General features: G+C 64.7%; 12 protein-coding genes and 6 tRNA genes. 4 read left to right on the top strand and 14 right to left on the bottom strand.

The annotated features are described in order from the left end of the window. Positions 1–57 precede the first annotated feature (57 nt). Positions 58–504: an Hsp20 family protein gene (locus tag ACFW0B_RS14365; RefSeq protein ID WP_449149217.1), complete on the bottom strand. Its 447-nt coding sequence runs from the start codon at positions 502–504 to the stop codon at positions 58–60. Between the two features lie 122 nt (positions 505–626). On the opposite strand from ACFW0B_RS14365, the gene ACFW0B_RS14360 reads away from it, so the two are divergent. Then, a complete protein-coding gene (locus ACFW0B_RS14360) occupies positions 627–1,361 on the top strand; it encodes an SDR family oxidoreductase (protein WP_449149311.1) in 735 nt (244 codons plus the stop codon). Between the two features lie 21 nt (positions 1,362–1,382). Here ACFW0B_RS14360 and ACFW0B_RS14355 read toward each other — a convergent pair whose 3' ends face one another. Continuing rightward, on the bottom strand, positions 1,383–2,357 hold the full coding sequence (locus ACFW0B_RS14355; protein ID WP_449149215.1) for a tRNA dihydrouridine synthase: 975 nt from the start codon (positions 2,355–2,357) through the stop codon (positions 1,383–1,385). Between the two features lie 126 nt (positions 2,358–2,483). Between ACFW0B_RS14355 and ACFW0B_RS14350 the strand changes: the two genes are divergently transcribed. Next, positions 2,484–2,876, top strand: coding sequence for a hypothetical protein (locus tag ACFW0B_RS14350; protein WP_449149213.1), 393 nt, complete (start codon positions 2,484–2,486; stop codon positions 2,874–2,876). Between the two features lie 3 nt (positions 2,877–2,879). Here the strand turns inward: ACFW0B_RS14350 and ACFW0B_RS14345 are convergent, their stop codons facing one another. From ACFW0B_RS14345 to ACFW0B_RS14290, 12 genes are all read right to left on the bottom strand, one after another. After that, positions 2,880–3,329, bottom strand: a complete 450-nt coding sequence (locus ACFW0B_RS14345; RefSeq protein ID WP_449149211.1) for an acyl-CoA thioesterase — start codon at positions 3,327–3,329, stop codon at positions 2,880–2,882. Further along, a complete protein-coding gene (locus ACFW0B_RS14340; RefSeq protein WP_449149209.1) occupies positions 3,326–3,976 on the bottom strand; it encodes a bifunctional 4-hydroxy-2-oxoglutarate aldolase/2-dehydro-3-deoxy-phosphogluconate aldolase in 651 nt (216 codons plus the stop codon). Before ACFW0B_RS14340 ends, ACFW0B_RS14345 begins: the two co-directional genes overlap by 4 nt. A gap of 112 nt (positions 3,977–4,088) precedes the next feature. Beyond that, positions 4,089–4,931 (bottom strand): alpha/beta hydrolase, encoded by an 843-nt coding sequence (locus ACFW0B_RS14335; RefSeq protein WP_449149207.1) that lies wholly within the window; start codon positions 4,929–4,931, stop codon positions 4,089–4,091. Positions 4,932–4,942: 11 nt separating this feature from the next. After that, positions 4,943–5,482, bottom strand: coding sequence for a TetR/AcrR family transcriptional regulator (locus tag ACFW0B_RS14330; RefSeq protein WP_449149205.1), 540 nt, complete (start codon positions 5,480–5,482; stop codon positions 4,943–4,945). Between the two features lie 167 nt (positions 5,483–5,649). Next, a tRNA-Glu gene (locus ACFW0B_RS14325) sits at positions 5,650–5,725 on the bottom strand. A gap of 63 nt (positions 5,726–5,788) precedes the next feature. Next, positions 5,789–5,864, bottom strand: a tRNA-Ala gene (locus ACFW0B_RS14320). Between the two features lie 43 nt (positions 5,865–5,907). Next, positions 5,908–5,983: transfer RNA gene (locus ACFW0B_RS14315), tRNA-Glu, on the bottom strand. A 62-nt stretch (positions 5,984–6,045) separates the two neighbouring features. After that, positions 6,046–6,121 (bottom strand) — tRNA-Ala (locus ACFW0B_RS14310). 43 nt (positions 6,122–6,164) lie between these two features. Then, positions 6,165–6,240: transfer RNA gene (locus ACFW0B_RS14305), tRNA-Glu, on the bottom strand. Positions 6,241–6,280: 40 nt separating this feature from the next. Continuing rightward, positions 6,281–6,356, bottom strand: a tRNA-Ala gene (locus ACFW0B_RS14300). A 146-nt stretch (positions 6,357–6,502) separates the two neighbouring features. Continuing rightward, the gene (gene gltX, locus ACFW0B_RS14295; RefSeq protein WP_449149203.1) at positions 6,503–7,984 is read right to left on the bottom strand and encodes a glutamate--tRNA ligase; all 1,482 of its coding nucleotides are present in this window, start codon (positions 7,982–7,984) and stop codon (positions 6,503–6,505) included. Between the two features lie 26 nt (positions 7,985–8,010). Beyond that, a complete protein-coding gene (locus ACFW0B_RS14290; protein WP_190828647.1) occupies positions 8,011–8,931 on the bottom strand; it encodes a LysR family transcriptional regulator in 921 nt (306 codons plus the stop codon). Between the two features lie 109 nt (positions 8,932–9,040). On the opposite strand from ACFW0B_RS14290, the gene ACFW0B_RS14285 reads away from it, so the two are divergent. Both ACFW0B_RS14285 and ACFW0B_RS14280 read left to right on the top strand, forming a co-directional pair. After that, positions 9,041–10,087, top strand: coding sequence for an HlyD family secretion protein (locus ACFW0B_RS14285; RefSeq protein WP_449149201.1), 1,047 nt, complete (start codon positions 9,041–9,043; stop codon positions 10,085–10,087). Then, positions 10,077–11,636: an MDR family MFS transporter gene (locus ACFW0B_RS14280; protein ID WP_459251713.1), complete on the top strand. Its 1,560-nt coding sequence runs from the start codon at positions 10,077–10,079 to the stop codon at positions 11,634–11,636. Before ACFW0B_RS14285 ends, ACFW0B_RS14280 begins: the two co-directional genes overlap by 11 nt. Positions 11,637–11,676 lie beyond the last annotated feature (40 nt).

The raw sequence follows: 11,676 nt of genomic DNA, 5'->3' as shown, positions 1-11,676 counted from the left end.
AGGAAAACGAAAAGGGCGCCCGTGGGCGCCCTCTTCTTTTCCGGTGAAGCCCGGAGATCAGTTTTCCAGCACTGCGCGCTGGCCGTTGATCGGGATACGCTTGGCCTTCGCCTCTTCCGGCACCACACGCACCAGGTCGATATTCAGCAGGCCGTTCTGCAGAGCGGCGGCCTTGACCTCGATGTGGTCGGCCAGGCGGAACGACAGCTTGAAGGCGCGCTGGGCGATGCCATGGTGCAGGTAGGTGACAGACTCGTCGCTCCTCTCGCGCTTGCCGCCGCTGACGGCCAGCACGCCGCGCTCCACCTGGATATCCAGGTCTTCTTCCTGGAAGCCGGCTACGGCAATGACAATGCGGTACTCGTCGTCACCATGCTTCTCGACGTTGTAGGGCGGATAGGTGCTGCCACTTTCATTGCGCAGGGCAGATTCGAACAGGTCGTTGAAGCGGTCGAAACCCACGGAATGACGGAACAGAGGGGCGAGGGAAAATGCAGTGCTCATGTTGATCTCCTGAATAATCAGCAAGTATTTCGAGTGCGGGACCCGACTTCGGCATCCTGCAGTAACCTAGATATGGACGCCCGAAAGCTTTTCAAGACCCCGAGGAAGAACTCATGAAAGTCATGCTGATCACCGGTGCCAGCCGCGGCATCGGCGCCGCGACGGCGCGCCTGGCCGCGCAGCGCGGCTATGCCCTGGGCATCAACTATCGGCAGCAGCGGGACGCGGCCGAAGCGCTGGTGCGTGAAATCGAGGTCGCTGGCGGCCGCGCCCTGGCCCTGTGTGCGGACGTCGGCGATGAAGCCCAGGTACTAACAATGTTCGAACAGCTGGACCGGGCATTCGGGCGGCTGGACGTGCTGGTCAACAACGCCGGCATGCTGGAGCGCCAGATGCGCCTGGAAGACATGGACGTCGCCCGTTTCGAGCGGGTGCTGCGAGCCAACGTGACGGGCAGCTTCCTCTGTGCGCGGGAAGCCATCAAGCGCATGTCCACCCGCCATGGCGGACAGGGTGGCGCCATCGTCAACCTGTCCTCCATCGCCGCGCGCATCGGCGCACCGAACGAGTACATCGACTACGCGGCAGCCAAGGGTGCGATCGACAGCATGACCCTGGGCCTGGCCAAGGAACTGGCAATGGACGGGATTCGGGTCAACGCGGTGCGCCCCGGTGTGATCCGCACCGAGATCCACGCCAGTGGCGGCGAACCGGACCGGGTCCGGCGGGTGAGCCAGTCGGTACCCATGGGGCGCGGCGGCGAAGCCGAGGAAGTGGCCAACGCGATTCTCTGGCTGGCCAGCGAGGAGGCGTCCTACACCAGCGGGGCGCTCCTGGATGTGGCGGGCGGGCGCTAGCGCCCTGCCCTCACGGGTTTCTCAGACCGCCTCGGCCCATTCCTGGCCGAGGTCCGGCCCCCCGAGCAGCGAGTCGATCCGCGCGCAGTCGTTTTCACGGCGGACCTCGGCGAACAGCGCTACCGCCTCGGGGTAGCTGCGGGTGAGCATGCCCAGCCACTGCTTCAGGCGCCCCGGCGCGTAACGCGGCGCCAGTTTCTTGCGGGCCTGGCGCCAGAAGTCCTGGAGCATGGGCTGGAGTTCGCTCCAGCTCATTTCCCGCACCGGTTCGCCGGCACGCGCGGCGGCGATCTGCCGGGCGAGGTCCGGACGGGATACCAGGCCCCGGCCAAGCATGATGTCTTCCACGCCGCTCACTTCGCGGCAGCGGCGCCAGTCATCCAGGGTCCAGACTTCGCCGTTGGCGAACACCGGCACCTTGACCGCTTCCTGCACCCGCGCCACCCATTCCCAGTGCGCCGGCGGCTTGTAGCCTTCGGCCTTGGTCCGCGCATGCACCACGATCTGCTGGGCGCCGGCGTCGGCCAGGGCGCGCGCGCAATCCAGCGCGCCATCAGGGCTGTCGAAGCCCAGGCGCATCTTCGCGGTCACCGGAATGTCCGCCGGTACGGCGCGGCGCACCTCGCGCACGATCGCATGCAGGAGCTCGGGCTCCTTGAGCAGCACGGCGCCGCCGCGCGACTTGTTCACCGTCTTGGCCGGACAGCCGAAATTGAGGTCTATCACCGGAGCGCCGAGTTCGCAGGCAAACGCCGCGTTGTCGCCCAGGCAAACCGGATCGGAGCCGAGCAATTGCACGCGCATGGGCGTGCCGGCGCGGGTGCGGGCGCCGTCGGCCAGTTCAGGGGCCAGCTTCTCGAAGGTGCTGGCCGCCAGGAGGCGGTCGCAGACCCGGATAAATTCGGTCACACACCAGTCGATGCCGCCGACACGGGTCAGCACATCGCGAAGGATCTCGTCGACCAGCCCCTCCATGGGGGCCAGGGCGATTTGCATGGAAGAAAGGCTCACAGGAAAAAGGCGCGTAGTTTACGCAGCATGACGAACGGCGAATATCCTGCGGAGCATACAACGGGACTGATGGTCGAAATGTCACCGTTTCAGCGCAGGAGAACTGCCCGGATGAATTCACTCGTACCCGTCCTCGCCGCACTCATGTTGGCCAGCACCGCGGTATTCGCTGCCAGCGAAGCGCTACTGTCGCCGCCGCCACAACCAGCGCCAGAGGCCTTCGGCGAGCTGCTGATCAGCCGGGACGAAAACGCCCCGAACGCCTGTGATATCGAACTTTACGTCCAGAACGAACTGGTAGCACGGGTCGCACCGGGCCAGTCCGTGAGCGTTCCGGTCCCCGCCGGCGCGGTGAGTCTGCGGGTTGCGCAGCAAGGTTCCGGCCATTGCGCGGATCAGTTCGCCGACATCTCGCAGTCAGCCATCATCGAGCCCGGCGAAGTCCGCCATCTGCGCATCGTGCAGGACGAGCACGAGGTGTTCCTCGCGCCCGCGGCGGACTGAAGCCTAGAGTTCCAGGGGGAATGGCGGCTGCAGCGCGCTGCCGTAACCTTCGACGAACTCGCTGGGCATGCGCCTGGGTCGGCCGGAGGACAGTTCGATACAGACGAAGGTGGTCCTGGCCCGCAGCAGGGTGGCGCCATCCTCCGGCCGCACCAGCTGGAAACGCCGGTCCATCTTCAGCTTCTGGTCAGACTCGACGATCCAGGTACCCATCTGCAGTTCCTGGCCTTCATATGCGGCGGCGAGGTAATCGATCTCATGCCGCAGCACCGCCATTGCCCGATCCAGGCGGCGATATTCGGCAAGATCCAGCCCCAGGCTCTGGGAATGCCGCCAGGCGCAGCGCTCCAGCCAGCTGACGTAGACCGCGTTGTTGGCGTGTCCGAGGCCATCGATGTCTTCGGCGCCGACCTTGATGTCGATGACGAACGGGTTGGGCATGTCCCAGGTCATGAATGGTGCTCCAGGCTGCTGGCCAGTTCGCGGGCCTCACTGGCGAGTTGGGTTATCTGGTCCCAGGCGCGGGCGCGGATCAGGCTCGACGGCGCGATCCAGGTACCGCCCACGCAAGCCACATTGGGCACGCGCAGGAAGCTCAGCAGGTTATCCGGCGTGACCCCGCCGGTGGGGCAGAAGCGGATGCCGGTGAACGGCCCCTTGAGGGACTTCAGCATCTTCACACTGCCATCGCCGTTGGCTGGGAACAGTTTCAGCGAACGGTAGCCGTACTCCAGCGCCAGCAGCACTTCCGACGGCGTCATCACGCCGGGCAGGTAGGGCAAGCCGGAATCCTCGGCGGCCGCGGCGAGGCGCTCGGTGCAGCCTGGGCTGACGGCGAAATGCGCCCCGGCGTCCCGTGCCTCGAGGAACTGTTCGGTGTGGATCAGGGTGCCGGCCCCCACCAGCAGGTCCGGGAATTCCTTGCGGATCGCCGCCAGCGCATCGAGCGCGCGTGGCGTGCGCAGGGTCACTTCCAGCACTTCAATGCCGCCGGCGCTGAGCGCCCCGGCAAGATCCAGTGCCAGCCCGGTATCTTCGATCACCAGCACGGGCAGAACCGGTCGCGCCCGCTGCAACACCACATCCATCGTCAGGCTCATGTCAGTTCTCCACGTTGCAAAGTTCCCGGCCCCGCGCCCGAAGACAGCGCCGGACCGATGAACCTTGGAAGTAGAGCACCGACGGCAGGTCACCCGCCAGCCCCGCAGAGGTTCAACTCAGGGTGTGAGCAGCACCACGGGTCTGGCCTACCTGCGCCAGGAGCGCGAGCACAGCCCGGATCAGCCGGGGATCGGACAACAAGCGCTGGTGGCCCCCCTGCTCCAGACGCAGCAACTGGCTGTCGAACCAGGCGTCGTGAATGATCCGGGCATCAGCAGCAGGTACTACCGGGTCATCGTCGGCGTGCGCCACCAGGCCGGGGATATCCAATTGGTAGCGCTGCACGTCGAGATGCGCGGCCGGAATCCCCGCATGGCGCTCCACCAGGCTGACGAAATGCGCCCGCGCCCTGGGCGGCAGCCCCATGTAATGGGCAAAGCTGCGCAGCGGCCCGAGGATGCGGCTGGGGGCCGAAATGCTCACCATTGCACGCGAACGCAGGCCCATCTGACTGGCGAGCAAGGCACTGGCACCGCCCATTGAGTGCCCGATTACCGCGTGCAACGGTGGCAGTTCGCCTGCGGCTTCCAGCAAGGCCCGGGCGAAGAGCACCACGTTGGCTTCACGCCCCGGCGATCGACCGTGGGCCGGACCATCCAGCGCCACGACTCCGAAACCGGAATCCACCAGGGCCTGGATCAGGCTGGCGAACTGGGTCGGGCGCCCTTCCCAGCCGTGCATCAGCAACACGGTGGGGCCGCTGCCCCAGCGCAGCGCGGAAAGACCGAAGCGCAGAGTGATGCGTTCGGAGCTGCCGAGCAGTGGCATCTCCCAATCCCGCGGAGGCAGATTGCGCGGCGTCATGAACTGACGACGCATGCGCCGGGCGACGGTCTGCGGGGCCAGGCGACCGAGGGTGGCGTTGACGCCACGGATGAAACTCAAGCTGTTCATGTTCGGACTCCTCAGATGACCGCCGATTTGGCGGCGCGCAGTACTCGGTCGGACAGGTCTCCCTGACCCAGGGCACGAGCCAGGGCCAGGCCACCCACCATCAGGGCGATGTCGGCGAGGGCCATGTCGGCTTCTTCCGGGCTGTCGCACATCTCGGCGCTGAGCACCTCCAGATGCTCGGCCAGCAGCGCCCGGTAAACCTCAGGAAGCTGCGGGAACGCCCCCAGGGAACTGGGCAGTGGACAACCGGAGCGCGTGGCGTCCCGGTGCTTGCGCGACAGATAGAAGGCTGCCGCCAGGGCCCGGCGCTCCGGAGCGGGCAGGGTCGGATCGACCAATGCCATGAGGTCCCGGCGCTTGCGCAGCAATTGCTCGAACACCTCCAGCATCAGCGCATCCTTGCTGGCGAAATGGGCATAGAAGCCCCCTACCGTGAGGCCGGCGGCGCCCATCACATCAGCCACGCCCGGTTCCTGCGGGCCGTGCTGCAACAAAGCTGAAGCGGCGGCTTGCAGGATGCGTTCGCGGGTCTGGGCTTTCTTGTCGCTCATGACGGCCTCTCCTTTGAATTACAATCATAATATTATTGGTGTAATACAAATTGGCAAGCCGCAATTGCCGCCATCCGTCGGCGCATGAAATTCTCGGGCTGAAAAACAAAAGGGCCATCCCATGCTGGAATGCCCCTTGAAAAGCCCGCAGAGCGGGAAACTGAAAGTGGCGTCCCCTAGGGGACTCGAACCCCTGTTACCGCCGTGAAAGGGCGGTGTCCTAGGCCACTAGACGAAGGGGACAGAACCTTCGAACAACAAGGCCAGCACTAGGCTGGCCCTGAGTGATGCGTGGCGCATCGTATTTGGTGGAGCTAGACGGGATCGAACCGTCGACCTCTTGCATGCCATGCAAGCGCTCTCCCAGCTGAGCTATAGCCCCGAATTGCTTCGGCCGCACCGGCCTGGCCGATGCTGCTGGAAAGTGGCGTCCCCTAGGGGACTCGAACCCCTGTTACCGCCGTGAAAGGGCGGTGTCCTAGGCCACTAGACGAAGGGGACAGAACCTTCGAACAACGGGGCCAGCACTAGGCTGGCCCCTGCGATGCGTGGCGCATCGTATTTGGTGGAGCTAGACGGGATCGAACCGTCGACCTCTTGCATGCCATGCAAGCGCTCTCCCAGCTGAGCTATAGCCCCGAACTGCTTCGACTGTACCGGCCTGGCCGATACTGCTGGAATATGGCGTCCCCTAGGGGACTCGAACCCCTGTTACCGCCGTGAAAGGGCGGTGTCCTAGGCCACTAGACGAAGGGGACGAAACCTTCATGCCTTTTCGCGACCCACCCCTGAAGGGAGTGGTGGAGCTAGACGGGATCGAACCGTCGACCTCTTGCATGCCATGCAAGCGCTCTCCCAGCTGAGCTATAGCCCCGTCGCGAGGACGGGGCGCATATTAGGGGCGCCCCCTCCTGCTGTCAACAATATTTTTTCTACAAGCCGAACTTTTTTATCTGGAAGAACAAACACTTACCCGACCTCGGCCGGTACGGGCCATTCCCCGCACCGACCGAAGGGCCATCAGGCGATGGCCGCGAGCAGTTTCTCCCACTCCTTGGTCTCTTTCTTCGACACGCCACCGAGCAGCTCGATGGCCTGGCGCAGCCGGTAGCGGCTGAGGTCGGCGCCAAGGATTTCCATCGCATCCAGCACGGAGACCGAACTGGCCTGGCCGGTGATGGCCGGGAACATCAGCGGCATGACATCACGCAGCTTGAGTTCCAGGCTCTCGGCCACGGCCTGGATACAGCCGGTGATGCGGTCCTTTTCCCACTGACGCAGGGACTCCAGCTTCCACAGCACGAGCTGCATGACCTGGCGAACCTGATCCGGATTCAGCTTCTTGTGCTCGAACAGCTTGGCATCCAGCGGCACCGCACCGGAGAAGAAGAAGCCCGCCAGCGGGGCGATCTGGCTGAAGGTCTCCACCCTGCCCTGCACATGCGGCGCGATGCGCATCAGGTATTCGGGGTTGAGCGCCCACTTCTGCACCTCGGCGGCGAAGCGTTCCACCGGCAGCTCGCGAATCCATTGGCCGTTCAGCCAGGACAGCTTTTCCAGATCGAAGATCGGCCCCCCCAGGGAGATACGCGACAGGTCGAAGTGTTCGATCATCTCCGCCAGGGAGAACTTCTCGCGCTCGTCCGGCATCGACCAGCCCATACGGCCGAGATAGTTGAGCATCGCCTCGGGGAGGAAACCCATGCGCTCGTAGAAGGTGATGGAGGTGGGGTTCTTGCGCTTGGACAGCTTGCTCTTGTCTGGATTGCGCAGCAGCGGCATGTAGCAGAGCTTGGGCTGCTCCCAGCCGAAGTATTCGTAGAGCTTGATCAGCTTGGGCGCCGAAGGCAGCCACTCTTCGCCACGCAGCACGTGGGTGATGCCCATCAGATGGTCGTCCACCACGTTGGCGAGGAAGTAGGTGGGCAGGCCGTCGGTCTTCATCAGGACCTGCATATCCATGCGATCCCACGGGATTTCCACATCGCCACGGAGCATGTCCGGCACCACGCAGACGCCTTCGCTCGGCACCTTCATGCGCACCACATGGGGTTCGCCAGCGGCGATACGCTTGTCGGCCTCCTCCCTGGAAAGGTGCATGCAGTGGCCGTCGTAGCGCGGGGTTTCCTTGCGCTCGGTCTGCTCGGCGCGCAGCTTGTCGAGGCGTTCGGCGGTGCAGAAACAGGGGAAGGCGTGGCCCTTGTCCACCAGTTCCTGGGAATACTTCTTGTAGATCTCGCCACGCTCGCTCTGGCGATAGGGACCATGCGGGCCGCCGACATCCGGGCCTTCGTCCCACTCGATGCCGAGCCAGCGCAGGGCATCGAAGATCTGCTGCTCGGACTCGCGGGTGGAGCGCAGCTGGTCGGTGTCTTCGATGCGCAGGATGAACTGACCGCCGTGCTGGCGCGCGAAACACAGGTTGAACAGGGCAATGTAGGCAGTGCCCACGTGCGGGTCGCCGGTGGGCGACGGCGCGATTCGGGTACGGACGGTGGTCATGGATTGCTCTCGAAACAGAGGGACGATCAAAGGCGCGATCTTATCAGGCTGGCCGCCGCCGGCTCCAGCAAGTGACCTTCCTGCACCGGCAGGCTGCGCATCAGGAAGTCGAGGAAGGCCTTGACCTTCATCGCCTGGAAGCGTCTCGACGGATAGACAGCATAGATCTCGCCGCTGGGCAGACGCGCCTCGGGCAACAGCTCGATCAACTCACCCCGCTGCACGGCGGGCTCGGTGAACATCAGCGGCAGCGCTGCGATACCGGCGCCGGCCAGCACCGCTTCCCGGGCGAAGGTGATGTTGTTGCAATAAAGCACGCGCTGGCAGGGCACGCTTTCGCCCTGCAGCATCCAGTAACGCTGGGAATCCTGCGGCAACAGAACGGCACGATGGCCGGCCAGCGCCTCGACGGTGCGCGGCGTGCCGTGGGCCGCCAGATAGGCCGGACTGGCGCACAGGCGCCGGGCGCTCTCGAAGAGCTTGCGGGCGATCAGGGTGGAGTCCTGGGGCTGGCCGATCATGATGGCGATATCCACGCCTTCTTCGAGCGGATCGACGTTGCGCGAGGTAATCTCCACCTCGGCGGTGATCTGCGGATACTGGCGCATGAAACTGCCCAGCACCTTGCCGAGGAACAACTGGCCGAACTCGATGGGCGCCGTCACCCGCAGCAGGCCGGAGGGTTCCTGCTGCAACTGCATCACCGCCTGCTCGGCCTCGGCGAAGTCCAGCATGATCTGCCGGCAGCGCTCGTAATAGGCCAACCCCACTTCGGTCAGGCGCAGTTTGCGAGTGGTGCGATTGAGCAGGCGAACGCCAAGCCGCTCTTCCAGCAGGGCGATGCGCCGGCTGACGGTGGATTTCTGCATGCCCAGGCTCTGCGCGGCCTGGGTGAAGCTGTGGCACTCGACCACGCGGGTGAAGATCAGCGCATCATCCAGCCCCATGATTGTTCCCTATAAGCAACAAAGTTTCTGAATTGTACTGGCTATTTGCGACGACGGAACACTGCTAGATTCGCAACATTCTGCAAAGACTTCGAGCCCGGTTTTTCATATGCCTGCCAAATTGCAACGCCGCCTGTTCATCTTCATCGCCCTGGTGGCCGTGGTCATCGCCGGTTTCTTCGCCCACTGGCTGCTGATCGGCCGCTTCGTCGAATCCACCGACAACGCTTATGTCCAGGGTGAGATCACTCGCATCTCCAGCCAGCTGGGCGCCCGGATCGACGAAGTCCTGGTCACCGACAACCAGCAAGTGAACAAGGGCGACCTGCTGGTACGCCTGGAAGCCGACGACTTCAAGCTGGCCCTGGAGCGCGCCCGCGCCCAGCTTGCGACCCGCGAGGCGGAACTGGCCCAGGCGCAGAGCAAGCTGACCCAGCAATCCAGCCTGATCGCCGCCAGCCAGGCCGACCTGTCAGCCAGCCAGGCGACCCTTGGCCGCGCCGAGATCGACCTCTCCCGCGCCCAGACCCTACGCAAGCCCGGCTATATCTCGGAAGAGCGGGTCACCACCCTGGCCGCCGACTCCCGCGTGGCACGTTCCCAGGTCGCCAAGGCCGAGGCCGACCTCAAGGCCCAGCGCCAACAGATCGATGCCCTGAATGCCGAGGTCAAGCGCCTGGAAGCGCAGATCGCCACCGCCCGCGCCGAAGTGGCCCAGGCCGAAATCAACCTCGGCCGCACCGAGATCCGCTCCCCGGTGGACGGCCGCGTCGGCCAGCGCGCCGCGCGCAATGGCCAGTACGTCCAGGTCGGCGCCCACCTGCTGTCCCTGGTGCCGGACTCCGACATCTGGGTCCAGGCCAACTTCAAGGAAACCCAGATTGAGCGCATGGTGCCCGGCCAGAGCGCCGAACTGGTGTTCGACAGTTTCCCCGACACCCCGATCGAAGCCCGCGTGGACAGCCTGTTCGCGGCGTCCGGCGCACAGTTCAGCCTGCTGCCGCCAGACAACGCCACCGGCAACTTCACCAAAGTGGTGCAGCGCATTCCGGTGAAGCTGACCTTCGCCGCCGACAACCCGCTCAAGGGCCGTATCCGCCCCGGCATGTCCGTTCTGGTCAAGGTGCACCTGAAGGCCGAGAACCATGCCGGCTGATGCACTGGTTCGCCCGACGGGCGAACCCACCCGGCGCGACTGGATCGCGGTGATGAGCGCCATGCTTGGCGCCTTCATGGCGGTCCTCGACATCCAGATCACCAACTCTTCGCTCAAGGACATCCAGGGGGCGCTCTCCGCCACCCTGGAAGAAGGCTCGTGGATTTCCACCTCCTATCTGGTGGCGGAAATCATCATGATTCCCCTCACCGCCTGGCTGGTGCAGCTGCTCTCCGCGCGGCGCCTGGCCGTCTGGGTGTCCGTAGGTTTCCTGATCTCCTCGCTGCTCTGCTCCCTGGCCTGGAGCCTGGAGAGCATGATCGTGTTCCGCGCCATGCAGGGCTTCACCGGTGGTGCGCTGATCCCGCTGGCCTTCACCCTCACCCTGATCAAGCTGCCGGAACACCATCGCGCCAAGGGCATGGCACTGTTCGCCATCACCGCCACCTTCGCCCCGTCCATCGGTCCGACCCTGGGCGGCTGGCTGACGGAAAGCTTCGGCTGGGAATACATCTTCTACATCAACGTGCCGCCGGGCCTGCTGATGATTGCCGGCCTGATGTACGGCCTGGAAAAGAAAGCCCCGCACTGGGAGCTGTTGAAGCGCACCGACTACGCCGGCATCGTTACCCTCGGCCTCGGGCTGGGCTGCCTGCAGGTGTTCCTCGAGGAAGGCCATCGCAAGGACTGGCTGGAGTCGCAGCTGATCGTCGGCCTGGGCAGCGTCGCCCTGGTGAGCCTGATCCTGTTCGTCATCCTCCAGGTGTCGCGCCCTAACCCGCTGATCAACCTGGGCATCCTGAAGAACCGCAACTTCGGCCTGTCGAGCATTTCCAGCATTGGCCTGGGCATGGGCCTGTACGGCTCCATCTATGTGCTGCCGCTGTACCTGGCGCAGATCCAGGGCTACAACGCGCTGCAGATCGGCGAAGTGATCATGTGGATGGGCGTTCCGCAGCTGTTCCTGATTCCACTGGTACCCAAGCTGATGAAGGTGGTTCCGCCCAAGTTCCTCTGTGCGCTGGGCTTCGGCCTGTTCGGCTACGCCAGCTTTGCCTCCGGCATACTCAACCCGGACTTCGCCGGTCCGCAGTTCAACCAGATCCAGATCATCCGCGCCCTCGGCCAGCCGCTGGTGATGGTGACGGTGTCGCTGATCGCCACCGCCTACATCCAGCCCCAGGATGCGGGCTCGGCCTCCAGCCTGTTCAACATCCTGCGCAACCTCGGCGGCGCCATCGGCATCGCCCTGCTCGCCACCCTGCTGGATGCACGGGCCAAGGTCTACTTCGACTACCTGCGCGAATCCCTGGTCCCGAGCAATCCGCAGGTAGCCGAACGCCTGGCCCTGCTGACCGAGAAACTCGGCAGCGAGCAGGCGGCCCTCGGCAAGCTCAGCGAGATCGCGCACCAGCAGGCCAGCATCATGGCCTACAATGACGCCTTCCATTTCATCGGCATCGCCCTCGGCGTCAGCATGCTCGCCGTGCTGCTCACCCGCGCCCTGCCCGCCGGCTCCCCTGGCGAGGCCAGCGCCGCCGCCCACTAATCCCGCGCCGATCACCGGCGCGATTCGTTTCAGGCTGTAC

Source organism: Metapseudomonas phytobenefica (assembly GCF_043392685.1).
In the GTDB taxonomy this organism is placed as follows: domain Bacteria; phylum Pseudomonadota; class Gammaproteobacteria; order Pseudomonadales; family Pseudomonadaceae; genus Metapseudomonas.
This window is presented reverse-complemented; position numbering and strand designations above follow the sequence as displayed.